We start from the raw sequence: 25043 nt of genomic DNA on the forward strand, positions 1-25043 counted from the left end.
GAGTGCCTTCCACTGCCGAGCCGCGCTCGCCCCAGCTCGAGCTGGATGCGATCCTCGCCGACCGGGCGATTCGCATCGTGGTCTGCTGCGGCTCCGGCGGTGTCGGGAAGACGACGACCGCGGCCGCGCTGGCGCTGCGGGCCGCCGAGGAGCACGGCCGGCGCACGGTGGTGCTCACCATCGACCCGGCCCGGCGGCTGGCCCAGGCGCTCGGCCTGAGTGAGCTGGACAACACGCCCCGGCAGGTCAAGGGCCTGCAGCCGGAGTCGGCCGAGCTCCAAGCCATGATGCTGGACATGAAGCGGACCTTCGACGAGGTCGTGCTCGCGCACACCGACCCGAAGAAGGCCGAGGAGATCTTCGCCAACCCCTTTTACCAGGCCATGAGCTCGACGTTCTCCGGGACGCAGGAGTACATGGCGATGGAGAAGCTGGGGCAGCTGCGGGCCCGCGACGAGTGGGACCTGATCGTGGTCGACACTCCGCCGTCGCGCTCGGCGCTGGACTTCCTCGACGCGCCGGCCCGGCTGTCGCGGTTCCTCGACGGCAAGATGCTGCGCCTGCTGCTGGCCCCGGCGCGGGCCGGCGGGCGCAGCGTGTTCAACCTGGTCTCGGCCTCGTTCGGGCTGTTCAGCCGGACCGTCACGAAGGTCCTGGGCGCCCAGCTGCTCACCGATCTGTCGGGCTTCGTCGGCGCGCTGGACTCGATGTTCGGCGGTTTCCGCGAGCGGGCCGAGCAGACGTACCGCGTGCTGCAGGCCCCCGAGACGGCGTTCCTGGTCGTCGCGGCCCCCGAGCCGGACGCCGTGCGCGAGGCGGTCTACTTCGCCGGGCGGCTGGGCGCGGACCGGATGCCGCTGGCCGGGCTGGTGCTCAACCGGGTGGTGCCGGTCGCGGCGCCGCAGCTGGCGGCCGAGGACGCGCGGGCCGCCGCGGCCCGGCTCGACGAGACCGGTGGCCACCAGGCGACCGCGGAGGTGCTGCGGGTCCACGCCGAGCTAGCTGACCAGCACGAACGGCAGGCGGCGGTCTCCGGCCGGTTCCTGCGCGCCCACCCGGGCGTGCCGGTCGTCCGCATCCCGGCGCAGCCCGCCGACGTCCATGACCTCGACGGGCTGCGCGCGATCGGTGCGACCTTCGGGTAGCCACGACCGTTCGTTACCGAACGGTCGGGACAGATACCCGACAAATATGCGCTCAGCCGGTAGGAACCAGCTCCTTGGTGGCGTCCTTCTCGTTGCGGTCCATGGCCGCTTCGAACATCTTGCGCCAGCTGGGCACCTGCGGATGACGGCGCAGCAGCGCACGGCGCTCGCGCTCGGTCATGCCACCCCAGACCCCGAACTCGATCCGGTTGTCGAGGGCGTCCGCCAGGCACTCGTACCGCACGGGACAGCTGCGGCAGATCCGCTTCGCCACGTTCTGCTCGGCACCCTGGACGAACAGAGCGTCCGGGTCGCCATTGCGACACGCGGCGATGCTGGGCCAGTCGACGACCATGCTCATATTTCCTCTTCCCCCCTTGGACTCCCCCCGGGTCCATCCGCCGTGCTTGCCCCGGCGAAAAGCGCCCAAACCACGTCCCCCCATGGCATTCGGGTGCAGTTCGCCAGATTGCCCGGCGCGACAGCAGGGTCCCCGGCCACGGGAACCCCGAGAGGAGCTTTCCGGAACATCATGCTCTGTAGTCGTCCAGTCACGCAACGTTGTTGCACCAGGTTAACCGGCCCTTTGTGATCAACCAAAGGAACGATTCGTGCTACCGCTGCGTCACTCCCGGGTGTGATTTGCCCAAAATGCCGGCACCCCCGCGCTGTCTCAAGCAGAATCGGTAGCGGGTCAACCTCACGCTCGGTGTCACGCGTCTAGGACAACGAGGGCGCCGTCCATCTGGACGCGGCCTCATGACGTCGTCCCGTAGTGTGAGGCGGTGACCTGGATGCGCAAACGCGAGCACGGCCTGCTGCCCAATGCAGCCTCTCTGCTGCTGTGTGGGCTCTTGGCAGGACTGGTGGTCGCTGCGGCCGCGTTCCCTGCGGTCGCGATGTCCGGCCTGGCCGCGAAGGCCGGCGCGGACACGTTCGAGAACCTACCGACCGACCTTTCGGTGCTGCCTTCCCCGCAGATCTCCTACATCTACGCCTCCGACGGCAAGACGCTGCTGGCGATGATGTACGACGAGAACCGCAGGGATGTGAAGATCGACGACGTCGCCCAGGTCATGCAGGACGCGATCGTCGCCGCCGAGGACAACCGGTTCTACGAGCACCACGGCGTCGACCCGAAGGGCGTCGCGCGCGCGTTCGTGGCCAACCAGAATGCCGGCGGGCAGACCGAGCAGGGCGCCTCGACGCTCACGATGCAGTACGTGCGCCAGGCGATCTCCTACTCGGCCCAGACGCCGCAGGAAGTCGTCGACGCCACCGACAAGACCCCGACGCGCAAGCTGAAGGAGATGAAGTACGCGATCGACCTCGAGAAGAAGCTGTCCAAGAAGGACATTCTCGAGCGGTACCTCAACATCGCGGCCTTCGGTCACGGCGCCTACGGCATCTACGCCGCGTCGCACGTCTACTTCGACAAGGACCCCAAGGACCTGACGCTGCCCGAGGCCGCGCTCGTCGCCGGCCTGGTGAAGGCGCCGGGCACCAACGACCCGGCCACGGCCACGGGCCTGCCGGCGGCGCTGGACCGGCAGAAGTACGTGCTCAAGCAGATGGTGTCGATGAAGTACATCGACCAGGCCGCCGCCGACGCGGCGGCCAAGGAGAAGCTCACCATCGTCGGCAAGCGCACCCCGGAGGGCTGCGAGTCGATCCAGCGCCCGGAGCTGGGCGCCGGCTTCTACTGCGACTACCTACGCCGCTGGTGGATTGACCAGAAGGTGTTCGGCGAGGACCAGTACCAGCGGGCCAACCGGCTGCGGGCCGGCGGCTACACGGTCGTCACCTCGCTGGACGTGCAGACCCAGGCGGCGGCGTTCAAGTACGCCCAGGACCAGCCGTACGTCGACAAGTACCAGCAGGTCAGGATGGGCCAGTCCAACGCGCTCATGCTGGCCGCGGTCCAGCCGGGCACCGGCCGGGTCACCGCACTGGCCACCAACCGGGTCTTCAGCAACGACGAGAGCCAGAACGGGCCGAACACCAACCCGGACAAGAAGGGCCAGAAGGGAAACTACCCGCGGACCACGGTGCCGATCATCACCGGCGACACCGACATCCCGGGCTACCAGGCCGGTTCCGCGTTCAAGATGTTCACCGCCGTGGCCGCACTCGAGGCCGGGTACCCACTGGCGTACACGATCCAGACCGAGAAGCAGTACGTCTCGAACTTCCCGATCGAGGCGAAGAGCCCGGCGGCCTGCAACGGCCCGCACTACTGCCCGAAGAACTCGGGCGGCCAGTCCGGTCCCTACAACATGTGGACCGGCTTCGGCTCCTCGATCAACACGTTCTTCGTGCCGCTGGAGGAGCGGGTCGGCGTCGACCACGTCGTCGACGTTGCCAAGCGCATGGGCATCCAGTTCAACGCCTCGCTGGACGCGCAGCACGCGGCCAACCCGAAGACGTGGGGCGCCTTCACGCTGGGCGTCAGCGCGACCACGCCGCTGCAGCTGAGCAACGCCTACGCCACCCTGGCCGCCGACGGCCTCTACTGCGAGCCGACCCCGATCCTCGAGGTCAAGGACATCAACGGCAAGAAGGTCGACGGCCTCGACCCGAAGTGCAAGCAGAACATCGACCCCGAGGTGGCCCGGGCGGCCGTCGACATGGCCCGCTGCCCGGTCGGCGACCAGTCCGCGACCGGCAAGTGCGCCGGCGCCACCGCCGGCTACGCGCGCAACTTCGTGAAGCGGCCGATCGCCGGTAAGACCGGCACCACCGACTCGGAGAAGAGCGCCACCTTCACCGTCATGACCAAGCAGCTCGCGGTCTCGGCGTTCCTCACCGACCCGGACTGGCCGGAGACGAACAAGGACATGAAGCACCCGCCGGTCAACTACGCCGCGCTGGGCACCCTGCGCGACGGCCTGGAGGGGCAGCCGGTCGTGAACTTCACGCCGCCGACCAAGGACAAGTCGCAGGGCAAGCTGGTCGACATCCCGTCGGTGAAGTGCCTCTCGGTCGACCAGGCCCGCTCGAAGATCAAGTCCGCCGGCTTCACGGTCTCGGTCTCCAGCCAGCAGGTCGCCTCGCAGTGCCCGCCGGGCACGGTCGACCGCACCGACCCGGCCGGCTCCACGGTCAAGAACAGCACCGTCCAGCTGATCGTGAGCAAGGGGCCGGGGGCGCAGGCGCCGCCGTACCAGGGCGGCAATGGCAACGGCCATGGGAACGGCAACGGCAACGGCCGCCCGAACGGCGTGGCGCCGTTCGGCAACGGCACCGACCCGAACAACTGCCCGATCCCCTGGATCTGTTAGCACCCCGAACGCGAAACGGCGGGCGTCCCGGCATCCGGGGCGCCCGCCGTTTCGTTCGGGTCGGTGCCGCGAACCGGTCAGCCCGCAGTGAGCTGCGCCTTGACGATCGCGGCGACGCGCCCGCCCTCGGCCCGGCCGGCGACCGCGGCCTGCGCGGCCTTCATCGCCTGCCCCATGCTGCCGGGACCGCTGAACCCGCCGGCGGCCAGCGCGTCCCGCACGATGCCGGCGAGCTCGTCGTCGGAGAGCTGCTTCGGGAGGTACCCCGAAATGACCTCCTCCTCGGCGCGCTCCTTCGCGGCCTGGGCCTCCCGGCCCGCGCCGGCGAACGCGTCGGCCGCCTCTCGGCGCTTCTTGGCCTCCTTGGTGAGAACCGCGAGGATCTCGTCGTCGGAGAGCTCACGAGCGGACTTCCCGGCGACCTCCGCGTTACGCACCGCGGCGATCGCCATCCGCAGGGTCGACGTCACGAGCTCGTCCCGAGCCTTCATGGCGTCGCGCAGGTCGGACTCCAGGCGTGCCTTCAACATGAGCAAAGTCTATCCGTTCGATCTTGCCGAAATTCGTTTGTAAAGCCTGCGCGAATCCCGGTTGCAGCAGCGCCGGTACCCTGAGCACATGCGCTCGAAGACGATCCTGCGACTCGCGGCCGGCACCGTCGCCGCGGGCGCCGCCACCTTTGCCTACGCCTCGCTCGTCGAGCGCAACATGTTCACGCTGCGCCGCTTCGACGTGCCGGTGCTCGCTCCCGACGCCGAGCCGCTGCGCATCCTGCACATCAGCGACCTGCACATGACCCCGGACCAGCACCGCAAGCAGCGCTGGGTGGCCGAGCTGGCCGGCACCGACCCCGACCTGGTCATCGTGACCGGCGACAACATGGCCCACGTGGACGCCGTCCCGGCCGTGGTGCGGGCCCTGACCCCGCTGCTGGACCGCCCGGGCGCCTTCGTCTTCGGCTCCAACGACTACCGCGGCCCGGTCTTCAAGAACCCGCTGGGGTACTTCAGCAAGCGCAAGCCCTACGTGCAGGGCGCCGTGCTGCCCGCCGAGGAGCTGCGCGACATGTTCACCGGCTCCGGCTGGGCCGACCTCAACAACGCCCGCACCACGATCAAGGCCGGCGGGCGCACCGTCGAGCTGATCGGCGTCGACGACCCGCACATCGGCCGCGACGACTACGACGTCGTGGCCGGCCCGGCCGCGGCGGACGTGGACGTGCGCATCGGCCTGACCCACTCCCCCGAGCCGCGCATCCTCGACCGCATGGCCGACGACGGCTTCGACCTGCTGCTGGCCGGCCACACCCACGGCGGTCAGGTCGCGGTGCCGTTCTACGGCGCGCTGGTGACCAACTGCGGCCTGGAGCGCAGCATGGCCAAGGGCCTGCACCGGTGGCCCTACTCGGAGGCCTACCTGCACGTGTCGGCCGGCCTGGGCACCCACCCGACCGCCCCGATCCGCTTCGCCTGCCCGCCGGAGGCGTCGATCCTGACGCTCATCCCACGATGACCGCGGAGGCGTCGGCGCGGCCGCTGCCCAAGTGGCCGCGCCGGGCCGCCTACGCGGGCGTGGCGGGGGCGGCAGGCCTGGCCGTGCTGCTGCCCACCGGGACGGCGGGGGCGGCGTGGTACCTGGCCGGCCAGGTACTCAACGTCAACGGCACCAGGGTGTACCCCGTGCGGGTGCGCGCCTACGCCGGCAACCGCCTGACGCTCACCCGCACCCCCGACACGGCCCGGTCCATCCCGCTGTCGTTCGTCTGGGCCACCGGCCACGCCCGCCTCGGCGCCGTGGTCGCCTCCGACCGGGCGACGGTCACGCGGGAGATCGAGGTCGTCGACCGGGGTTCGCTGGCGGCCGGGCTCAGGGGGTACACCTCGGGCTATGTCTTCGAAGGCGACCCCCTCGGCGCGCGCGGCCTGCCGTTCGAGGAGGTCGTCGTGCCCGGCGAACTCGGCGGCCTGCCGGCGTGGCTGGTCCCGCCCACCACGGCCACCGCCGACGACACCTGGATCATCGCCGTGCACGGCCGCGGCGCCCCGCGCGGCGAGGCCCTGCGCGCGCTGCCCACCCTGGCCGCCTCCGGCCACCGCACGCTGGTGGTGTCGTACCGCAACGACGTCGACGCCCCACCGTCGCCGGACCGCCGCTTCCACCTGGGCCACACCGAGTGGCGCGACGTACGGTCGGCGATCGACTACGCCCGGTCGTCGGGCGCGCGCGACGTGATCCTGATGGGCTGGTCCATGGGCGGCGCCGCGATCCTCAACCTGCCGCGCCACTGGGACCACGACGGCTTCCTGCGCGCCGTCGTCCTGGACTGCCCGGTGGTCGACTGGAATGCGACGCTGCGGATGAACGCCCGCCAGCTCAACGTCCCGCCGGTGTGGACCTGGACCGCCCTGCAGCTCATCTGCCGCCGCCTGGGCGTGCGGGCCGTGGACCTGGACTACCGCCCGGTGGCGGCCCGCCTGGACGTCCCCACGCTCGTCTACGTCGACCACGACGACCGCACGGTGGCCCCACAGCCGACGGTCGACTTCGCCCGCTCCGCCCCCGACCGCATCGCCTTGGTCGAAACACGTGAGGCCGGTCACTGCCGCGGCTGGAATCTCGACCCGGCGGCCTACGAACGCCGCCTGAGCACGTTCCTGCAGTCGGTGTAATCGCAGCTCAACGCCCTGCCGCCCGACACGGGGGATACCGAGTTTGCGGGGGCGCGGGCGTGGGCTACGATTACTCGGCACGCTCGGGGTATAGCGCAGCTTGGTAGCGCGCTTCGTTCGGGACGAAGAGGCCGTCGGTTCAAATCCGGCTACCCCGACTTCGTGAAGTACCAGCTCAGGGCTGGTTTCCTGGAAACAGGAAACCAGCCCTGAGTCGTCTCCGGACCCCTCTCGGGAGAAGTCACTTCCGCTCTCCACGGAGCAACTCGTCGAGGACGCGCACGGGCGAGCAGGGCCGGATCTGCCGCCGGGCGTCGAGGGCCGCCGCCCAGAGATCCGCCAAGCCGTCCGCAATGAGGCCGGCGCCGACGAACCCGACTCGCGTCGCGTCCTGCTCCTGTCTGTCTGCTGTCTACTGTGGACTTTCGTTCGGAGGCGCCAGCCGGGCCTCCAGCGCCACGCGGCACTGCGGCCACTCGGCGTCGATGATGGAGAACATCGCGGAGTCGCGGAGCAGGCCGTCCTCGCCCGGCGCCCACGACTGCGACCAGCTGCGCAGCACCCCTTCGAACCGGGCACCGACCTTCGCGATGGCGGCCCGGGACCGGGCGTTGCGGGCATCGGTCTTCAGGTCCACCCGGGCCACCTGCCACACCTCGAACGCGTGCCGGAAGAGCAGCAGTTTCGCCTCGGTGTTGATGCCGGTGCCCTGCGCGGACGCGGCCAACCAGGTGAAGCCGACCTCCACCGCGTACAGCGTGTCCGTGCCGGGCCGCACCCGCGGGTCCCAGAAGGCGGTGGCCCCGACCGCCCGGCCGGTGGCCAGGTCAATCTGCGCGTACGGGGCCATCCGGCCGGTCGCCGCGCGGGCGTGCTGGGCGTCGATGTAGGCGCGGGTCTCGGCCGCGGTCGGCACCCAGGTGTACCCGAACGAGGCGCGGTCCTGCTCCCCCGCCGCGGCGAGGTCCGCCTCGTGGTGGTGGGTGAGGGGTTCGAGGCGCACCAGGGCGCCCTCCAACACCGGACCGTCCAGTCGAAATGCCATGAGCGCGGGTTCCCTTCGTGGCGTCGCCAGTCGATCGTGACCGGCAGCCGGTCATAGCCGGCCTTGAGGAAGCTCGCGCTGATGCTCGCATCCTCGGTGGCGGTGACGCGTAGGCGGACACCGTCACGGCGGGCGTCGGCGATCACCGCCCGGGCCGCCTCGGCGAGAGCGGTGGTGAGCGGGTCGTGCAGGCCGGCGAACCGGTCCCCGATCTCCGCGGCGAGGATGACGCCGGCTTCACCGAACGCGCCGTTCGTTCCGGCGGCGGGCGCGCCGGCTGCCCGCACACGTTGCCACCCGGCCTGCGCCTGGCCTGATTACGGGCCGAAGATGGGACCTAGGAAGCACACCACCACGATCACGAGGACCGAGCCCAGGGCGACCAGCGCGACGATCGCCCGTCGTCCCGACACCGGGCGCAGCGCGGACCGCCGGGCTACGGGCGGTAGGCCCGGGACAGGCGCCGGCGGCCTCTCGACACCGGGATCGCCGGCCAGCTCGGCGAGCAGGGCGTCGGCGGCCTCGGCGGTGCCGCCTCGCTCGGCCAGCAGCGTCACGACCTCAGGGTGGCCGTGCCGGAGCAGCGCCACGAGCAAGTGCTCGGTGCCCACATGCGCGGAGCCCACCTCCCGCGCGATCACCGCGGCCGCCGCGAGCACCCGCTCGGTCGGCCCGGCCAGCGAGGCCACGTCCTTGATCGGCGCGGCGGGCTCCGGCGGCGGTACCGGCGGCACGGTCCATACCCGGACCACGTTGCCTCCGTCGTACAAGGCGAGCGCCGTGGCCAGGTCGACCGGCGTTACGTTGGCGCGTCCGGCGGCCCGGCCCAGCGCGGCGCCTTCCCGCACAACGGCGCGTGCGTCGACCGTCAGGCGCGTGTAGCTCAGGGCCGAGCCCGCCCCCTTGACGGCCCGCGGCTCCTCCGGCGGCCCTTCGGTGCCCAGCCCTCCGGCCAGCCGGGCGAGCAGCGCATCGACGGTTTCGGCCGTAGCACCCCGCGCACCGAGCCCCGCCACGACGTCCGGCGGCCCGCTCCGGACGAGCGCGGCGAGCAGGTGCTCGGTGCCGATGTGCGCGGCCGCCTCGGCCACCGCGACATGCAATGACTGCGTCAGGACCGCTCGCGCCGCCTTATCGAACCGGTGTGGGGCCTTCGGCGGCAGGCGCCCGCCTTGGGCGCCCGCGGGTTCGGCCGGCTCAGGTGGCTGCGGCGACGTCCAGATACCAGCGGTGTTGCCGACCGGCCGGGCGGCCAGCGCGGCGGCGAGATCGGCCGGGGTCATCTCCGACCGGCCGGCGGCGACGGCGTAGTGCGGTACGAGCGCCAGCATCTGCCGCGTCTCGGCAGTCAACCGTTCGAACACGAGGCACTTTTCTACCCGACCGCGCCGACCCACGGAACCTGGGCCTGATGCTGCACCATGCGCGGCGGGCGTCGCGGACCGGGCCGGGCGGCCGGCTGTGCCCCTGGCGGAGCAGGACCGGTCGCGCTCAAATCGGCGCTCCTGCACAGGGTGCGCACTCGTGCCGATGAGCGCGCACCCGATCTCGGTGCGGGTCGCTTCGTTGGGGACCTGATCGACGGACCGGCGGCGTGGGGCACCATAGGCCCATGAGCTTCGGTCTCATCGTGCTTGCTGTCGACCCGGGTGCGACCGACGTCGCGGTACGGGCTATGGCGGAGCGCTGCCGAAGCCTGCATCACCCCGAGGCGAGCTGGACGAACGCATCATCGGGTTCTACGAGAACCTCCGCGCCCGCTACCCGGATTTCCCGCCGTACGCTCAGGACTCTCCGTGGATGGACATGCCGTTGAATGTCGGCATCGACCACGTCAGCATGCATCTGAGTTTCAGCGAACGCGGCACGCCCGCGTTGCAGTTGATTGACCAACTCGCCCGCCGATACGACCTCACCATCCACGACCCCCAGGGCGACGAGGTCACGCGACCTACGGACGTACGAGCGCCGATGGATCCCGCGATCGTGGCGTTGATCGAGGAATTACGGGCGCCGGACCGTTGATCACCAGGCGACCCCGACAGGCTGGGCGCGAACGACACAAATGATCTTGGCCTACGGATTGCCGCGATGCGAGCGGTTCACTCCTCGTCGCTGTCGTAGATGTCCAGCATCAGCGGGGCGCCCACCTGCGTGAGGCGGGCCAGGAGTGGCGGTTCGATCCAGACCATGTTCCCCATGGGTTTGGCCGTTACCAGGCACGACCAGCGCACGGTGCCGCCAAGCGCTTCGAGCTGCCGGAGGGTATGAATCGCCGGCTCGATGATGTCGAGCAGCGACTCCAGATGGGCGGCCAGCTGTTCGGTCTCGCCGATGTGACTGGTCAGCTCCCACGTCGCGTGTTCGCGCCGTTTGCCGTCAGGGGACCGTTGAGAGATCGGCTCTCCCCGCTCAGCTAGGCGTGTGGGCCGAATGCCAAGCCGCCGCGTAATCTCCTCGCCAGTAATAGCCTCACTGTGAACGACGAACGACGCACGGGCTCGGGACGGCACAGCCACATCCTGACAGACGTCACAGTACCCAGCCTTCGCCGCTCACGCCGACGTCCTCATCTGCCGCGGATAACGCGCGGGCACGTCAGCGTCAGGAGGCGATCGCGTCGGCGTCGAGGTGAATGGCGAACGGGCTGCCGGACGCCAACGTCTGCCCGGCGTCGGCCGCCGCATGTCCGACGTAGCTCTCACCGTCGAGCCGCAGCAGACCGAGCGAGAGCCCGGACGACGATGGCTCGACCAGCAGGTACCAGCCGATCCGGGCGGCGGCGTACAGCGGCATCCTCACCAACCTGTCCACACCCGCGCTGTCGGGCGACACGATCTCGCCAACCAGCGCCACGTCGACCGCGTCGGTGACCATGCCCTCGTCACTACTGCAGACCACGAGGTCGGGGATGACGATCCGGCCCACCTGAAGGCGCACGTTGACCGCGCCCAGGACCAGCAGTCCGGCCTCCGCCGCACCAGGGTCGAGGGCGTTCGCGACGCGGCGGCGCAGGAGCTGGTGCCGAGCCGTCGGCACCGGAGTCACCAGCAGGCTCCCATCGATCAACTCGATCCGGTCCGAGGTCTCGCCGAGCGCGAAGTACTCCTCTTCATGCCAAGGCCCGACGTGCCCACAAACAGCGTCCATGAGCGCTCTACCTCCTAGAAATTTGGAGACGATCTTGCGAAACGCCCTCAGGGCCCGATGTGGGCCGAGCACCCGCATGTCCTGCGGCATCTTCCAGGTGCCACGGCACTCGGTGCCGCACCAGGTGCCATCCGTGTCCTTCACGGTACGAACGGCGGCGCGGGCGGGACCGATATCGACCGCCATACCCGGGGGGATGGCATCCGTCATGTGGGGTATCAGGGTGGCATGGTTGCCGAAGTTCCTCCGGGCGCCGACCTCGACGAGCTGCGCGCCGCGGTTCAGGGCTGCCACGGCTGCGGCCTCTACCGGGACACCACCCAGGCCGTGTTCGGCGAGGGGCCCGGCGACGCGCGGATCCTGGTCGTCGGGGAGCAGCCCGGGGACATCGAGGACCGGCGCGGGCACCCGTTCGTCGGGCCGTCCGGGAAGGTCCTCGACCGGGTCCTCGTGGCCGCCGGGATCGACCGGGAGGCCGTGTACCTCACCAACGCCGTCAAGCACTTCAAGCACCGCCCCGCGGCACCCGGCAAGCGGCGGCTGCACCAGACCCCCGACCGCACCGAGATCGTGGCGTGCCGGCCTTGGCTGGTGGCCGAGTTCGCGTGGATCCGGCCCAGCCGGGTGGTGGTGCTCGGGGCGACCGCGGCCCAGGCGCTGCTCGGGCCGGCCTTCCGGGTCACCCGCGAGCGCGGTGTGCCGCTGGCCTGGCCGCGGCGGGCCGAACACCCCGAGGACTTCCCCGGCGCGCCCGAGGCCGTGCTGGTCGCCACCGTCCACCCGTCGGCCGTGCTGCGCGCCGACGATCGGGAGGCCGCCTTCGAGGGCATGGTCGCGGATCTCAGGGCACTGCCCTGAGGCGTCAGAAGATCTTGCCGGGGTTGAGGATGTTGTCCGGGTCGAGGGCGGCCTTGATCGAGCGGTGTGCCTTCAGGCCCGTCGGGCCGATCTCCCGCGCCAGCCAGTCCCGCTTGAGCAGGCCCACCCCGTGCTCGCCGGTCGAGGTGCCGCCCAGGGAGAGGCCCAGCGACATGATGGCGTCGAAGACCTTCTGGCCCTGGGCCAGGCTCACCGGGTCCGAGCGGTCGATCACGATGATCGGGTGCAGGTTGCCGTCGCCGGCGTGGCCGACCGTGGCCACCACGACGCCGTGCTCGGTGGCGATGCGCTCGATTCCCTCGATCAGCTCGACCAGGCGGGTGCGCGGCACGGCCACGTCGTCGACCATGATGCCGCCGCCGAGCGGGAACAGGTGGGCGGCGAAGTGCTCCAAGGCCGGGTGGGCCAGCCGCCGGGCGGCCAGGAGGGCGTCGGCCTCGGCGGGGTCGGAGGCCACGAAGACGTCGGCCGCGCCGGCCGCGCGGCACATCGCCGAGATGCGGTCCAGGTCGTCGGGGGCCTGGCCGCCGGAGTCGACGGAGGCGATGAGCAGGGCGGCGGCGGTGGTCGGCAGGTCCATCGGGCGGTAGGCCTCGATCGCGCTCATCGCCACGCGGTCGATGAGCTCCAGCATGCTGGGCTGCATCCCGGAGCCGACGATCGCGGAGACGGCGGCGCCGGCGGCCGGGAACGTGTCGAAGACGGCGACCAGGGTGAGGGACGGCTCGGGGGCCGGGCGCAGCCGGACGGTGATCTCCGTGATCACGCCCAGGGTGCCCTCGGAGCCGACGAAGAGGCTGGTCAGGTCGTAGCCGGCGACGCCCTTGGCGGTGCGCCGGCCGCAGGTCAGGACCTCGCCGCTGGCCAGGACGACCTCCAGCCCGATGACGTGGTCGCTGGTCACGCCGTACTTCACGCAGCACATCCCGCCCGCGTCGGTCGACACGTTGCCGCCGATCGTGGACTGCTCCCAGGAGCCGGGGTCGGGCGGGTAGTAGAGGCCCTTGGCGGCGACCGCCCGGCGCAGCTGCGCGTTGACCACGCCCGGCTGGACCACGGCGATGCGGTTCTCGGCGTCGATGTCGATGATGTCGTTCATCCCGATGAGGGACAGCACGATCGCGCCCTCGATCGCGTTCGCCCCGCCGGCCAGGCCCGAGCGGGCGCCCTGCGGGATGACCGGCACCCTGTGGCGGCTCGCCGCGCGCAGGACCGCCGACACCTGGCCCGTGGTGCGCGGGCGCACGACGATGGACGGTGTGCCGTACGGCACCAGGTCCGCCTCGTCGTGCTCGTAGGAACGCAGCAGCTCCGGATCCGTGAGCACGCCGCCCTCGTGGGGCAGCGCTCCCCGCAGCTCCTCGACCAGACCCATGTTGAGATCCATACCTGGCAAGGTAGTGCGTGTGCTCTACATCGACACCCCCCGGTGGCCCGCACACGGGCGGCTCTGGGCCCATCTCGTCAGCGACGTGTCCGCGGCGGAGCTGCACGCCTTCGCGGAGCTGATCGGGGCGCCTCGGCGCGCGTTCGAGCGGGACCACTACGACGTGCCGGCCGACCGGGCGCGCGTCGCCATCTGGCTGGGGGCGCGGCTCGTCCCGTCGCGGGAGATCGTCGACCGCCTGGTTGCCGCCGGGCTGCGCCGTCCGCGCCATTTGTCCGCTTCAGATGGGCAGAAAAAGCCTGCTCAGGGGTTGTTTCGCGGCGTTAATTAGGCAACCCTTGCTTAGGTCAGGCTAAGCAAGGAGAACGATCGTGTACGTCTGCATCTGCCACCGCGTGCGCGAGTGCGAGATCCGCCGGGTCATCCAGTCCGGCGCGCACACGGAGGACGCCGTTGGGGACGAGTGCGGGGCGGGGACGGGCTGCGGCACGTGCCTGGACCGCATCGCCGACCTGATCGACATCGAGAATCGGACCGCGGTACCCGTTTTCGGCTGAAATCGGGCAGGGGTCGGCGTACCCTGCGTGCATGCAGGGGGATGCACGAGTCATCGAATTTCTCAACGAACAGCTGACCGCCGAGCTCACGGCGATCAACCAGTACTTTTTGCACGCGAAGATGCAGGAGAACTGGGGATACACCATCCTGGCCAAGCACACCAGGCACGAGTCGATCGACGAGATGAAGCACGCCGAGGTGCTCACCGATCGAATCCTGTTCCTGGAGGCCCTGCCGAACTACCAGCGGCTGTTACCGCTGCGCATCGGCGAGACCGTGCCCGAGATGTTCAAGTGCGACATGCAGGTCGAGCTCGAGGCGATCGACCGGCTGCGCCGGGGCATCGAGTACATGCGCTCGATCGGCGACGTGACCTCGGCCAACATCTTCGAGGACATCCTCGCCGACGAGGAGCAGCACGTCGACTACCTGGAGACCCAGCTCGGCCTGATCGAGAAGCTCGGCGAGGCCCTCTACCTCCAGAACGTCACGAAGCACCCAGAAGCGTCCTGATCTCCGCCTCCAGGTTCACGCGGGCACGGGCGGACCACTCCGCCCGTGCCGGTACCACCCGGTAGAGCTCCGGCAGGTCCGCCAGCTTCCGCAGAATGCCGGCCCGTCCCGGCCGGAACACCTCGTCCGGCACCGCCGCGTACTCCGCGCGCACCGCCGCCGCATACCGGTCGTACTCCGGTTTGCCGGAGGCCAGGATCGCCAGGTCGGCGTCCGCCAGCAGCCCGCCGTTGCGATCGCCCGGCGCCACCGCGTGCCCCGCGGTCAGCCGGACCAGCCGCGCCACCTCCTCGGCGCGCGCCTGGGAAAAGCCAAGAGCCTCCAGGTTTCGTACCGCGAGAGCCGCGCTGCGCTCCTCGTTGTCCTGGGCGAACACCTCGTAGACCGCGTCGTGGAACCACGCCGCCAGGCGCACCGCGTCGGCGTCGTCGGCCAGCCCCGCGTGCTCGTCGATGACGGCGAGCATCAGCGCGAGGTGGTCGAGCGTGTGGTACCGCCGATGGGGCTGCGACCAGCGCGCGAGCAGGTCCTGGCCGACAACCTCTTCGCCCGGGAAGATCCGCTGCCACGCCTCGAGCATGCTACGAGCTTAGGGGACGCACGCTCTCCACGACGTGGTCGAGGCTCAGCATGCGCCCGGCGGCCCGGTCCCGCGGGTGGGCGGCGATGAGCGGCAGCGTCCGGTCCCGCAGCGTCTGCGCGTCCGGCGGGTCGGCCAGCCGGTGCCGGGCCCGCAGCGCGTCCGCGGCGCCGATGAGCCGGGCCGCGTGCGCCGGGTCGGCCTCGACCAGCATCGCCGCCACAGCGTCCAGCGAGATGGCGAGGTCCAGCCGGTCGCCGACCTCGTGCCGGGTGACCAGCGCGGCCACCAGCAGCCGCAGCGCCTCGACCCGGTCGCCGTCGGCCCGGGCGGCCAGACCGAGCTGGTGCTGGGCCATCGCCGCGCCGAACGCGTCGCCGATCTGCCGGCTCAGCGCCAGGCTCTCGTCCAGCGCCGCCCGCGCCCCGGCCACGTCGCCGCCGAGCAGCCGCGCCTGGCCGACGCACTCCAGCGCGAGCAGGATGCCCCGGGTGTTGCCGGCCGCCCGCTCCAGCTCAAGGCACTCCCGGGCGTAACATTCGGCCGCCGCGTCGTCGCCCCGGCTCAGCGCCACCTTGCTGAGGTTGCCCAGCGACGCGGCGACGCCCTGCGGCACGTCCAGCTCGCGCCACACCTCGAGGCTCTCGCCGAAGTGCGCGGTGGCCGCGGCGTGGTCCCCGCCGCCGATCGAGGCGATGCCCAGCGCGTTGTACGCGTGCCCGACCGTGGCCCGGTCCCCCGCCGCGGTCGCCCGGCGCAGGCTCTCTGCGCCGAAGCGGTACGCCGCCTCGTGCTCGTCCTGGGTCGCGGCCAGGATCGCTGCGGCGTGCAGCAGCCGGGCCCGGATGCCGTCGTCGGGCGACTCGGCGGCGCCCGAGACGCGCTCCAGCCAGTCCCGCCCTTCGCCGATGTGCGCGCCGTTGCGCCAGTACCGCCACAGCCCCAGGCAGATCCGGGTGCGCGTCGGCATGTCGCCGTGGTCGAACGCCACCCGCACGTTCTGGTAGTCCGCCTCGATCCGGCTGGTCCACTCCACCTGGTCCGGCCCGGTCAGCCCGGCCGCCGAGTCCTCCGCGAAGGCGGCGTAGAAGCTCGCGTGCCGGTCGGCCGGGCCGGCCTCGTCGCCGAGCCGGTGGTGCGCGTAGGCGCGGATGGTGCTCAGCAGGTGGTACCGCGCGCCGCCCTCGTCGCGCACCACGAGGTGCTTGTCCACGAGCGCGGCCAGCCGCTTCTCCAGCAGGTGCAGGTCCCCGCCGGGCGAGGCGACGGCCAGCGCGGCCGGCCCGGTCCAGCCCCCGGCGAACACCGACAGCTCGGTCATGAGCCGCTGCTCCTCGGCGTCGAGCAGCACGAAGCTCCAGTCGATCGCGCCGCGCAGGGTCTGCTGGCGGGCCGGCAGGTCGCGGGGGCCGGAGCCGCCGAGCGAGTCCAGGTCGCGGTCGAGGTGCTCGGTGAGGTGGTTGAGCAGCTCGTCCGGCGTCAACCGGTCGATGCGGGCCGCCGCCAGCTCGATCGCCAGGGGCAGGCCGTCCAGCCGGCGGCACAGCGCGGCGACCGGCAGTGCGGTGTCGATGGTGATCTCGAAGTCGGCGTCGACGGCCCGCGCCCGCTGCTCGAACAGCGTCACCGCGGGCGAGTCGGCCAGCGCCGGGACCTGGTAGACCTGCTCGCCGTACAACGACAGCCGCTCCCGGCTGGTGACCAGCGCGCGCACCCCGGGCGCCGCCGCCAGCAGGTCGCTGACCAGCGCCGCGCCGTCGTCGACGACCTGCTCGAAGTTGTCGAGCACGAGCAGCTGTTCGGCCTCGGTCAGCTGGTCCAGCACCGTGTCGAACAGGTGCTGATCGGGCAGCTCGGCCACGTGCAGGGCCTGGGCCAGCGCGGCGGTGAGCAGCTCGGCGCTGTTGGCGTCGGCCAGCGGCACGAAGACGGCGCCGTCGGCGAACTCGTCGGCCACCGCGCCGGCCGCGGCCAGCGATAGCCGGGTCTTGCCGATGCCGCCGGGGCCGACCAGGGTGACCAGGCGGCCGTCGCGGATCAGGCCGGCCACCCGGGCGGTCTCCCGGTCGCGGCCGACGAGCTTGGTCATCGGCACCGGCAGCCGGCTGCGCCGCCGCTTGGGCGCGACCGGCTTTACCCCCCAGGTGCCGTCCCCGGCCGCGATCAGCTCGCCCGCCGACCGCATCCGCTGCAGCTCGGCCTCGGCCCGCGCGGGGAGCCCGCCGGAACGCTCCACCAGCCGGTCGATGAGAGCCTGGTTGGGCTCGCCGGTCAGCGCGATGCGCAGCCAGATCCGCACCGTGGCCGGCGACCACGGGGTGAGCTCGATGACGGTCTGCGGCCCCGCAGGGCGGGGCGCGTCGTCGCGCAGGTCGGTGCTCGCGTAGACGATGGCCGCGGCGTCGCCGAGCTCGGGCAGGGGGTCGTCGACGTCGGCGAGCAGGATTACCGATTTGTCGGGGTTTCCCGCGGTACCGCCGGAAATCTCGGTTTTGAAGCCCCGCAACCGGGCGATCTGGGCCACCTCGCGCAGGAACCGGGTGTGCCCGGCGCCCTTGGGCCCGGCGACACGCAGCGCGCCGCGCAGGCCGGCCGCGACCCGGGTGATGAACTCCTGCGTGGCGGAGAGCGCCGCGTCGCGCTCCCACAGCCGGGACGAACCGGCCGCCGCGTCGGCCTCGATGTCGTCCCCGACCGCCTGGCCCCGCCCACGCCGCTTGGCCAGGTAGTTGCGCCGGTCCGCGGCCGCGATGAGCGTCTCGGCGTCGGACCCGTCGGCGGGGCTGGTCGCCACGCCCATGCTGATCGACAGGTGCAGCGGCGGGGTGCCCTCGAACACCCGGGCCTTCACCTCGTCGGTGAGCCGGATGGCCAGGCGCAGCGCCTCGTCGGCCGCGGTGTCGGGCAGCAGCAGCACGAACTCGTCGCCGCCGTAGCGGAACAGCGCGTCGTCGGCCCGGATGAGGCCCTGGATGCGCTCGGCGAGCTGGCGCAGCAGCGCGTCGCCGCGCAGGTGGCCGAAGGCGTCGTTGACCGTCTTGAAGTGATCGACGTCGAACAGCAGCAGGCTGCAGCCGCTCACATCGCGCAGGGCAGCGTCGAGGGCGGCCCGTGGATGGGCGCCGGTGACTGGATCCAGTGTCACCGGTGCCGGTCCGCCCTGCAGGTTCATCGCCAGCTTGATCGGCCTATTCGGGTCGCCGCTGAGATGTTCGGGCGCAAATGACGCATCGGGCGACGGGCATCGGGCGATCGGTGTCCGGCGGTCGGTCTGCTTCAGGCCCTGTTCGTCCGTTTACGTCGGCGGAAGGTGCCGATCAGGAAGGACTCCGGCGCGTTTGGGGAGCGGGCGCCGCTCAGACGATCGCGCGGTCGACCTGGAAGCCGCGCACGTCGGGGGCGCCCAGCCGGGCCGCGTCCGCGGTCAGGTCGTCGGGCATCCGCTGCGACTCCTGCTCGGCGGCCACCCGGGCCAGGTAGTGGTCCACCTCGCGGGCCCGGGTCGCGGCGTCCCAGCCCAGCACGTCGCCCATCACCTTCGACGCGTCGGCGGCCGAGGCCGTGCCGCGGTGGTCGGTCTCGAACGAGATGCGGGTGCGCCGGGTGAGCACGTCCTCCAGGTGCAGCGCGCCCTCGGCCAGGGCGGCGTAGGCGACCTCGGCGGCCAGGTACTCCGGCGCCCCCTCGATCGGCCGGCGCAGCGCCGGGTCGAGGGTCAGCACCTCGAAGGCGAGCGAGCCGTAGCGCTCCAGCAGGTGCTCCAGCACCCCGACCGGGATCCCGTGCCGGCGGGCCAGATCCGCCCGGTTGGTCCACAGTGGATGGTAGCCGTCCGCGCCCAGCAGGGGCAGGTCCGCGGTGCGCGAGGCCGGCACCAGGCCGCCGTGCCGGCGCAGGCCGCCCAGCCGGTGTGCCACCCGGTCGATCACGTCGGCCGCCATGACCCGGTAGGTGGTGTACTTGCCGCCGGCGATGAGCAACAGGCCCAGCATCGGCTCGACGACCGCGTGCGTGCGCGACAGCGCCGAGGTCTGCTCGTCGCGGCTGTGCGGCTGGCGCTGCCGGGCCTCGCGGGACAGCAGCGGGCGCAGGCCGGCGTAGACGCCCTCGATGTCGGTGGTGCCGAGCGGGCGGTCGAGCACGGCGTTGACCTGGCCGAGCAGGTAGGAGATGTCGGTCGCCGAGGCCGCGGGGTGGCCGCGGTCGAGGTTCCAGTCGGTGTCGGTGGTGCCGATGATCCAGTGGCCGCCCCACGGGATGACGAAGAGCACCGACGTCGGGGTGCGCAGGATGAGGCCCGCCTCGCCGGTGATGGCGGAGCGCGGCACCACCAGGTGCACGCCCTTGCTGGCCCGCACCTGCAGGCCGGACGACTCGCGCGGCCCGGCGCCGGACAGCATGCCGGCGATGTCCTCCATCCACACCCCCGTGGCCGCGACCACGGTGCGCGCGTGGACCTCGAACTCCTCGCGGGTCTCCAGGTCGCGCACGGTCACGCCGGTGACCTCGCGGGCGTCGCGCAGCAGGCCCACCGCCCGGGCGCTGGGCACGACCACGGCGCCGAGGCTGGCGGCGGTGCGGGCCAGCGTGGCCACCAGGCGGGCGTCGTCGACCTGGCCGTCGTAGTACTGGATGGCGCCGCTGATCGCGTCCTCGCGCAGCGACGGGAAGCGCCGGTGGGCCTCGGCGCGGGACAGGTGCCGGTGCAGCGGCATGCCGCGCGGGGACGAGCGGCGCAGCCGGGCCGTGGCCGCGAAGGCGTCGTAGAGCCCGACGCCGGTGCCGTAGTAGGCGCGCTGCCAGGCCCGCTGCGCCAGGCCGGGGAAGCCGCGGTGGGAGGGCAGCGGGACGAGGATGGGCACGGGACGCACCAGGTGCGGGGCCAGCCGGGTGGCGAGCAGCCCCCGCTCCTGCAGCGCCTCGGCCACCAGTCCGAACTCGAACTGTTCGAGATAGCGCAGGCCGCCGTGGATGAGCTTCGACGAGCGGCTCGATGTGCCGGAGGCCAGGTCGCGGGCCTCAACCAGGGCCACCGACAGCCCGCGGGAGGCGGCATCCACCGCGGCGCCGGCGCCGGTCACGCCGCCGCCGATGATCAGGACGTCGAATCGCTCGCGGCGCAACCGGGCCACGTCGCCGGCCCGGCGGGCGGGCGACAGGCGGGACGCCTCGAATCGGGACGTGGAGGGTTCACGGCGCACTACTACACCGTAGCCTCGCCCGTCACGCGGCTGGTGTGAGATGCACGGCTGGGGGAATCCCACAGACGTGTCCATCACCGAACGCATCGTCCGCGCACCCGTCGACCGGGTGTACTCCGTGCTGTCCGACGGGTGGTCGTACGCCGACTGGGTGGTCGGCACGGCCCACGTCCACGACGTCGACGCCGCCTGGCCCGCACCGGGCGCGCGACTGCACCACAAGGCCGGCCCCTGGCCGCTCTCGATCCACGACGGCAGCGAGTCGCTGGCCTGCGAGCCGGGCCGGATGCTGCTGCTGAAGGTGCACGTGTGGCCGCTCGGGGCGGGGCACGCGAAGTTCACCCTGGACCCGCTGGACGAACAGGCGACCCGGGTGACGCTGCAGGAGCAGTTCACGGAGGGGCCGCTGCTGGGCGTGCGCAACAAGGTCGGGGACGCGGTCCTGCACTTCCGCAACGCGGAGGTGCTGCAGCGGCTGGCCGATCTGGCGGAGCATCGCTGACGTTCTTGGCGGCAGGCCTCCCAGTCCCGCTCCGATCGACCCGGACCAGGCACTGACCTGGTCACGAGGACCGGAGTCATCGGCTTTGTCACGATAAGTCGGGCGCTGGCGCGCCACGACTTATCGGATTTATACCCCGCCAGGGTTTTTGTCCCAATATTGCCCGCTTCACTCTAGCTGGGGTAGATGCGTCGCATTGCGGCGGCGATGGCGGCCCGGTAGGCGTCGCCGAGCACCGGGCGGTGCCGGGCGAGTGCCGCCCGCGCCGCGTTGGCGCCGGCCGCGCCGTGCACGCCGCCGCCCGGGTGGGCGCTGGAGCTGGCCAGGTACAGCCGGTCGATCGGCGTGTCGGCCCGCCCGAGCCCCGGCGTGGGCCGCCACACGACCTGCTGGTACGCCCCGGCGGTGCCCCCGTTGATCGCCCCGTCGATCAGCGAGGGATTCTCGGCCTGCAGCTGCGCGGGGCCGGCCACGTACCGGCCGAGCACGAGGTCGTCGAAGCCGGGCGCGTGCCGCCGCAGCACGCCGGTGACCCGCTCCACGTGCGCGGCCGCCTGCTCCGCGGTGACGCCGCGGGGCAGATGGGTGTACGCCCACAGCGACTCGGTCCCGCCCGGCGACCGCGTCGCATCCGCCGTCGTCATCTGCCCCACCAGCAGGAACGGCTCCTCCGGCGGGCGCCCCGTCGACAGGTCGGCCGCGTAGCGCAGCGGATCGGCGCCGAGGTGGATCGTGCCCGCCCCGGCCACCTCCGGCGCGATCCACGGCACCGGCCCGGACAGCGCGAAGTCGATCTTCAGGGTCGGGTTGTCCCAGCGGAAGCCGGCCAGGTCGGCCAGCAGCTGGCCGGGCAGATGCCGGGGCTCGACGAGGTCCTGGTACAGCGGGGGCGCCGGCACGTCGGCGACGACCGCCCGGCGGGCCCGGAAGAGCCGTCCGTCCGCGCAGCGCACGCCCAGCGCCCGGCCGCCGCCCACGACCACCCGCTCCACCGGCGCCCGCAGGTGCACGGCCCCGCCGAAGCGGCGCAGAAGGGCGTCGGTGAGCTGCTGCGCGCCGCCGACGGGGACCGGGAAGCCGTACTGCTGGGCCAGCATCGCCAGCAGCCAGCCGAAGGCGCCACCGGCCGCGTCGTCGGGCGCCAGGTCGGTGTGCAGCGCCAGACCGTTGAGTAGCATCCGGGCGCCCTCGCCCTCGAAGAGCTCCTCGCCGAGAACCCGGGCCGGCACCAGGAAGCGCCGGCCCAGCCGCAGCGCGCCGCCCAGGCCGGCGCCCGCGGCGAGGCGGGCCCCGGCGCGGATCGGGGGGAACGGGGTGAGCAGCGCCTCGAGGAGGTCGGGGGCGAGGCGGCGCCACTCGGAGTACCAATGGCGCCAGGCCTTTCCGTCCCCGGGTGCGAAGCGCTCCAGCGACTCGGCGGTGAGTTCGAGCTCGCGGCTGATGACCGCGGCGCGGCCGTCGGGGAAGAGGTGCGCCACCACCTCGGGGGCGTGGGTCCAGCGCAGCCCGTGTGCCTCCAGGTCCAGCGCGAGCAGCGGCGGCGAGCCCGCCGCCAGCGGGTAGAACGCGCTGCACAGGTCGTTGACGAAGCCGGGCACGGTCACCTCGGCCGAGCGCACGCCGCCGCCCGGGTGCCCGGTGGCCTCCAGCACCACCACGTCCCAGCCGGCGTCGGCCAGCATGTTCGCGGCGACCAGCCCGTTGGGCCCGGCGCCGATGACGACCGCGTCGACCGTTTCCGTCATGCCCCTCGGTCTCCTTCTCTTGACGCCCCGACTTGTCATACCCCCCGCGTAAAGTCCCGACCATGGATCCCGGGTTCCCGATCTCGCGCCGCGCTCGGGGCTGGGCGCTGGCGCTGACGATCCTGCTCGGGCTCTGGACCGTCGCCGTGGTCGTGCTGCCCAACGCGGTGGTGTGGCTGATCGGCGACACGCTCGTCATCGAGGGCCTCACCATGCCACGGGTGGTCTGGGTGCTGGTGGCCCTGTTCACCTTCCTGCTGGCCGGCGTGCCCGCGCTGCTGCTGGCCCAGCTGTCGCCGGTGCCGTTCGCCCGCACCGCCGGGCGGCAGTGGCTGCTCGCCTCCGGCTTCGGGGCCCTGCTCGGCCTGGCCCGGCTCATCCCGACGACCTTCCACGAGCTGTATCTGGCCGTCCTCGCCGCACTGGCCGCCATCGCCGCCGCGGTGCACATGAGCATCAAGGGCCGGCTGGGGCCGCGCGCCGCCCCGGACCGCTGGATGTTCTGGCTCTCCCTCGCCGCCGGCCTGCTGCTCCTGCTGCCCTGGCTGTGGGTGGGCGCGCTCGGCGGTGCCTTCGAGAGCGTGCTGGCACTGATGGCCGCGCTGGCGGTGAGCTGGCTCGCCACCCGTCCGGTGCTGGCCCTGACCGCCCGGGCCGCCACCGACCACAGCGGCTGGGCCGCGGCCGCGCTGGCCGGCCTGCTCGCGGGCGTCGGGCTGACCTCGCTGGCGGCCGGCGTCGGCGAGCCGGCCGTGCAGCTGCTGGCCCTGCTGTGCGTGCCGCCGGTGGCCTTCGCCCTGGCCGCCCTGCGGCACAAGGGCGAGCCGTCGGTGGTCGCGCTGCTCACCCCCGTGCTCTTCGGCCCGCTCGCGCTGGTCGACCCCGACGAGACCTCGCTCATCCTCGGCCTACGCGACGGCCTCTTCTGGGGCGGCGTCGGCGCGGCCGCCTCCGGGTTGCTGGCCCTGCTGGCGGCGATCGCGGTGCTGGTGGCGTTCCGCCGGGCCCGCTGGCGGCCGGGGCTGGCCGCGGCTTTGGCCGCCGTGATCGCCGTGGCCGGGGCGGCCGTCTACGTCACGCTCGGCCAGCCCGGGTTCAGCGGCGAGCGGCTCTTCGTGGTCATGCGCGAGCAGGCCGACCTCTCCGGCATGGCCGCCATCCCCAACCACACCGAGCGGGTCCGGCAGACCTACGAGCGCCTGGTCGCCACGGCCGAGCGCAGCCAGGCCTCGCTGCGGGCCTCGCTGCGCTCCAAGGGCCTGTCCTACACACCGTTCTACCTGGTCAACGGCATCGAGGTGGACGCCGGCCCGATCGCCCGGGAGTGGCTGGCCGGCCGCGCCGACGTGGCCCACGTGCTGCTCAACCCGCACCTGCGCCCGCTGCCGGCGACCGAGTCCCCGATGCGCGGCACGGCCGCCGCCCCGACCTCGCCGCCGTGGAACCTCACCCTGATCAAGGCGGACCAGGTCTGGGCGCGGTATTCCACCGGCAAGGGCATCGTCGTGGGCAGCTCCGACTCCGGCGTCGACGCCAACCACCCGGCCCTGCGCGCCAACTTCCGCGGCGGCGAGGACTCCTGGCTCGACCCCTACGGCCCCGACCGCACCCCGACCGACGGCAACGGCCACGGCACGCACACCATGGCCACCGCGGTCGGCGCCGGCGTCGGCGTGGCCCCCGGCGCCCAGTGGATGGCCTGCGAGAACCTCCCGCGCAACCTGGGCAGCATGGCCAACTACGTGACCTGCCTGCAGTTCATGCTGGCGCCGTATCCGGCGGGCGCCGACCCGTGGCACGCCGGCCGCCCCGACCGCGCCCCGCAGGTCCTGACCAACTCGTGGGGCTGCCCGTCCGTCGAGGGCTGCGACCTGTATTCCATGCGCCCCGCCATCGACGCGTTCGCCGCCGCCGGCATCTTCTTCGTCGCCGCCGCCGGCAACACGGGCCCGCGCTGCCGCTCCATCACCGACCCGCCGGCCAACTACGCCGCCACCCTGACCGTTGGCGCCGTCGACCGCAACGCCCACGTCGCCGAGTTCTCCAGCCGCGGCCCCACCCCGGACGGGCTGACCAAGCCCGACGTCCTGGCCCCGGGCGAGAACGTCCTGTCCGCCCTCCCCGGCGGCGGCTACGACTACCTGAGCGGCACGTCGATGGCCACTCCTCACGTGGCCGGCGTGGTCGCCCTCATGTGGTCGGCCAACCCGGCCCTGATCGGCGACATCGCCCGCACCCGCGCCATCCTGGCCGAGACCGCCACCCCTGCCACCGCGACGGGCAAGGCCTGCGCCACCCCCGCCGACACGACGGGCGCCGGCCTGGTCGACGCCTTGGCCGCCGTCCAGGCCGCCGTCGCCCTCCACTCCCCCTAGGGCCTGCCGCCTC

At 72.3% G+C, this 25043-nt stretch carries 22 protein-coding genes and 1 tRNA gene; 12 read left to right on the forward strand and 11 right to left on the reverse strand.

What is annotated here, in order from left to right; genetic code table 11:
* Positions 1–2 precede the first annotated feature (2 nt).
* Positions 3–1145 carry an ArsA-related P-loop ATPase gene (locus tag AB0M46_RS20850; RefSeq protein ID WP_363338252.1) on the forward strand — a complete coding sequence of 381 codons (1143 nt, stop codon included), beginning with the start codon at positions 3–5 and terminating at the stop codon, positions 1143–1145.
* 52 nt (positions 1146–1197) lie between these two features.
* On the opposite strand, the gene AB0M46_RS20855 is transcribed toward AB0M46_RS20850, so the two are convergent.
* Positions 1198–1506 carry a WhiB family transcriptional regulator gene (locus tag AB0M46_RS20855; RefSeq protein ID WP_344515926.1) on the reverse strand — a complete coding sequence of 103 codons (309 nt, stop codon included), beginning with the start codon at positions 1504–1506 and terminating at the stop codon, positions 1198–1200.
* 433 nt (positions 1507–1939) lie between these two features.
* Between AB0M46_RS20855 and AB0M46_RS20860 the strand changes: the two genes are divergently transcribed.
* A complete protein-coding gene (locus tag AB0M46_RS20860; RefSeq protein WP_363338316.1) occupies positions 1940–4426 on the forward strand; it encodes a transglycosylase domain-containing protein in 2487 nt (828 codons plus the stop codon).
* Between the two features lie 77 nt (positions 4427–4503).
* Here the strand turns inward: AB0M46_RS20860 and AB0M46_RS20865 are convergent, their stop codons facing one another.
* A complete protein-coding gene (locus AB0M46_RS20865; protein ID WP_363338254.1) occupies positions 4504–4962 on the reverse strand; it encodes a GatB/YqeY domain-containing protein in 459 nt (152 codons plus the stop codon).
* A gap of 82 nt (positions 4963–5044) precedes the next feature.
* On the opposite strand from AB0M46_RS20865, the gene AB0M46_RS20870 reads away from it, so the two are divergent.
* The 3 genes from AB0M46_RS20870 (at position 5045) to AB0M46_RS20880 (ending at position 7253) form a co-directional block, all read left to right on the forward strand.
* Positions 5045–5938, forward strand: coding sequence for a metallophosphoesterase (locus tag AB0M46_RS20870; RefSeq protein ID WP_363338256.1), 894 nt, complete (start codon positions 5045–5047; stop codon positions 5936–5938).
* The gene (locus tag AB0M46_RS20875) at positions 5935–7095 is read left to right on the forward strand and encodes a hypothetical protein (protein WP_363338258.1); all 1161 of its coding nucleotides are present in this window, start codon (positions 5935–5937) and stop codon (positions 7093–7095) included. The genes AB0M46_RS20870 and AB0M46_RS20875 overlap by 4 nt, the downstream gene beginning before the upstream one ends.
* An 84-nt stretch (positions 7096–7179) precedes the next feature.
* Positions 7180–7253: transfer RNA gene (locus AB0M46_RS20880), tRNA-Pro, on the forward strand.
* A 254-nt stretch (positions 7254–7507) separates the two neighbouring features.
* Here AB0M46_RS20880 and AB0M46_RS20885 read toward each other — a convergent pair.
* The gene (locus AB0M46_RS20885; protein WP_363338260.1) at positions 7508–8140 is read right to left on the reverse strand and encodes a GNAT family protein; all 633 of its coding nucleotides are present in this window, start codon (positions 8138–8140) and stop codon (positions 7508–7510) included.
* Positions 8141–8457: 317 nt separating this feature from the next.
* Entirely contained in the window at positions 8458–9504 is a 1047-nt protein-coding gene (locus AB0M46_RS20890) for a Clp protease N-terminal domain-containing protein (protein ID WP_363338262.1), read from the reverse strand.
* Between the two features lie 436 nt (positions 9505–9940).
* Between AB0M46_RS20890 and AB0M46_RS20895 the strand changes: the two genes are divergently transcribed.
* Positions 9941–10165, forward strand: coding sequence for a hypothetical protein (locus tag AB0M46_RS20895; protein ID WP_363338264.1), 225 nt, complete (start codon positions 9941–9943; stop codon positions 10163–10165).
* A gap of 77 nt (positions 10166–10242) precedes the next feature.
* Here AB0M46_RS20895 and AB0M46_RS20900 read toward each other — a convergent pair whose 3' ends face one another.
* Together AB0M46_RS20900 and AB0M46_RS20905 are read right to left on the reverse strand one after the other, a co-directional pair.
* The gene (locus AB0M46_RS20900; RefSeq protein ID WP_363338266.1) at positions 10243–10653 is read right to left on the reverse strand and encodes a DUF4279 domain-containing protein; all 411 of its coding nucleotides are present in this window, start codon (positions 10651–10653) and stop codon (positions 10243–10245) included.
* A 91-nt stretch (positions 10654–10744) separates the two neighbouring features.
* Positions 10745–11434, reverse strand: coding sequence for a Uma2 family endonuclease (locus AB0M46_RS20905; protein ID WP_363338268.1), 690 nt, complete (start codon positions 11432–11434; stop codon positions 10745–10747).
* 84 nt (positions 11435–11518) lie between these two features.
* Between AB0M46_RS20905 and AB0M46_RS20910 the strand changes: the two genes are divergently transcribed.
* Positions 11519–12148, forward strand: a complete 630-nt coding sequence (locus AB0M46_RS20910; protein WP_363338270.1) for a UdgX family uracil-DNA binding protein — start codon at positions 11519–11521, stop codon at positions 12146–12148.
* Between the two features lie 4 nt (positions 12149–12152).
* On the opposite strand, the gene AB0M46_RS20915 is transcribed toward AB0M46_RS20910, so the two are convergent.
* Positions 12153–13556 carry an FAD-linked oxidase C-terminal domain-containing protein gene (locus tag AB0M46_RS20915; RefSeq protein WP_363338272.1) on the reverse strand — a complete coding sequence of 468 codons (1404 nt, stop codon included), beginning with the start codon at positions 13554–13556 and terminating at the stop codon, positions 12153–12155.
* Between the two features lie 19 nt (positions 13557–13575).
* Here AB0M46_RS20915 and AB0M46_RS20920 point away from each other — a divergent pair, with 19 nt between their 5' ends.
* The 3 genes from AB0M46_RS20920 to bfr are packed head-to-tail and all read left to right on the forward strand — an operon-like array spanning position 13576 to position 14627.
* Positions 13576–13887, forward strand: coding sequence for a DUF4031 domain-containing protein (locus tag AB0M46_RS20920; RefSeq protein ID WP_363338274.1), 312 nt, complete (start codon positions 13576–13578; stop codon positions 13885–13887).
* A 40-nt stretch (positions 13888–13927) separates the two neighbouring features.
* A complete protein-coding gene (locus AB0M46_RS20925) occupies positions 13928–14113 on the forward strand; it encodes a (2Fe-2S)-binding protein (protein WP_363338276.1) in 186 nt (61 codons plus the stop codon).
* A gap of 31 nt (positions 14114–14144) precedes the next feature.
* The gene (gene bfr, locus AB0M46_RS20930) at positions 14145–14627 is read left to right on the forward strand and encodes a bacterioferritin (RefSeq protein ID WP_363338278.1); all 483 of its coding nucleotides are present in this window, start codon (positions 14145–14147) and stop codon (positions 14625–14627) included.
* Here bfr and AB0M46_RS20935 read toward each other — a convergent pair.
* The 3 genes from AB0M46_RS20935 to AB0M46_RS20945 all read right to left on the reverse strand — a co-directional run bounded on the left by AB0M46_RS20935 (position 14602) and on the right by AB0M46_RS20945 (position 20483).
* A complete protein-coding gene (locus AB0M46_RS20935) occupies positions 14602–15207 on the reverse strand; it encodes a metal-dependent phosphohydrolase (protein ID WP_363338280.1) in 606 nt (201 codons plus the stop codon). The genes bfr and AB0M46_RS20935 overlap by 26 nt on opposite strands.
* A gap of 1 nt (position 15208) precedes the next feature.
* A complete protein-coding gene (locus AB0M46_RS20940; RefSeq protein ID WP_363338282.1) occupies positions 15209–18352 on the reverse strand; it encodes a diguanylate cyclase in 3144 nt (1047 codons plus the stop codon).
* Between the two features lie 211 nt (positions 18353–18563).
* Entirely contained in the window at positions 18564–20483 is a 1920-nt protein-coding gene (locus AB0M46_RS20945) for a glycerol-3-phosphate dehydrogenase/oxidase (protein ID WP_363338284.1), read from the reverse strand.
* On the opposite strand from AB0M46_RS20945, the gene AB0M46_RS20950 reads away from it, so the two are divergent.
* Positions 20476–20910: an SRPBCC family protein gene (locus AB0M46_RS20950; protein ID WP_363338286.1), complete on the forward strand. Its 435-nt coding sequence runs from the start codon at positions 20476–20478 to the stop codon at positions 20908–20910. The two genes, AB0M46_RS20945 and AB0M46_RS20950, sit on opposite strands and share 8 nt — an antisense overlap.
* Before the next feature lie 173 nt (positions 20911–21083).
* Here AB0M46_RS20950 and AB0M46_RS20955 read toward each other — a convergent pair whose 3' ends face one another.
* Positions 21084–22655: an NAD(P)/FAD-dependent oxidoreductase gene (locus AB0M46_RS20955; protein ID WP_363338288.1), complete on the reverse strand. Its 1572-nt coding sequence runs from the start codon at positions 22653–22655 to the stop codon at positions 21084–21086.
* A 62-nt stretch (positions 22656–22717) separates the two neighbouring features.
* On the opposite strand from AB0M46_RS20955, the gene AB0M46_RS20960 reads away from it, so the two are divergent.
* The gene (locus AB0M46_RS20960) at positions 22718–25030 is read left to right on the forward strand and encodes a S8 family serine peptidase (protein ID WP_363338290.1); all 2313 of its coding nucleotides are present in this window, start codon (positions 22718–22720) and stop codon (positions 25028–25030) included.
* The last annotated feature ends 13 nt before the right edge of the window (positions 25031–25043 follow it).

The sequence above is a fragment of the Dactylosporangium sp. NPDC051485 genome (assembly GCF_040682015.1).
In the GTDB taxonomy this organism is placed as follows: domain Bacteria; phylum Actinomycetota; class Actinomycetes; order Mycobacteriales; family Micromonosporaceae; genus Dactylosporangium.

Coding starts and splice junctions, on each gene's coding strand:
- AB0M46_RS20945 (WP_363338284.1), bottom strand. CDS start 20,483: ATGGACACGTCTGTGGGATTCCCCCAGCCGTGCATCTCACACCAGCCG.
- bfr (WP_363338278.1), top strand. CDS start 14,145: ATGCAGGGGGATGCACGAGTCATCGAATTTCTCAACGAACAGCTGACC.
- AB0M46_RS20895 (WP_363338264.1), top strand. CDS start 9,941: ATGGACATGCCGTTGAATGTCGGCATCGACCACGTCAGCATGCATCTG.
- AB0M46_RS20960 (WP_363338290.1), top strand. CDS start 22,718: ATGGATCCCGGGTTCCCGATCTCGCGCCGCGCTCGGGGCTGGGCGCTG.
- AB0M46_RS20875 (WP_363338258.1), top strand. CDS start 5,935: ATGACCGCGGAGGCGTCGGCGCGGCCGCTGCCCAAGTGGCCGCGCCGG.
- AB0M46_RS20860 (WP_363338316.1), top strand. CDS start 1,940: ATGCGCAAACGCGAGCACGGCCTGCTGCCCAATGCAGCCTCTCTGCTG.
- AB0M46_RS20955 (WP_363338288.1), bottom strand. CDS start 22,655: ATGACGGAAACGGTCGACGCGGTCGTCATCGGCGCCGGGCCCAACGGG.
- AB0M46_RS20855 (WP_344515926.1), bottom strand. CDS start 1,506: ATGAGCATGGTCGTCGACTGGCCCAGCATCGCCGCGTGTCGCAATGGC.
- AB0M46_RS20935 (WP_363338280.1), bottom strand. CDS start 15,207: ATGCTCGAGGCGTGGCAGCGGATCTTCCCGGGCGAAGAGGTTGTCGGC.
- AB0M46_RS20870 (WP_363338256.1), top strand. CDS start 5,045: ATGCGCTCGAAGACGATCCTGCGACTCGCGGCCGGCACCGTCGCCGCG.
- AB0M46_RS20915 (WP_363338272.1), bottom strand. CDS start 13,556: ATGGATCTCAACATGGGTCTGGTCGAGGAGCTGCGGGGAGCGCTGCCC.
- AB0M46_RS20910 (WP_363338270.1), top strand. CDS start 11,519: ATGGTTGCCGAAGTTCCTCCGGGCGCCGACCTCGACGAGCTGCGCGCC.
- AB0M46_RS20885 (WP_363338260.1), bottom strand. CDS start 8,140: ATGGCATTTCGACTGGACGGTCCGGTGTTGGAGGGCGCCCTGGTGCGC.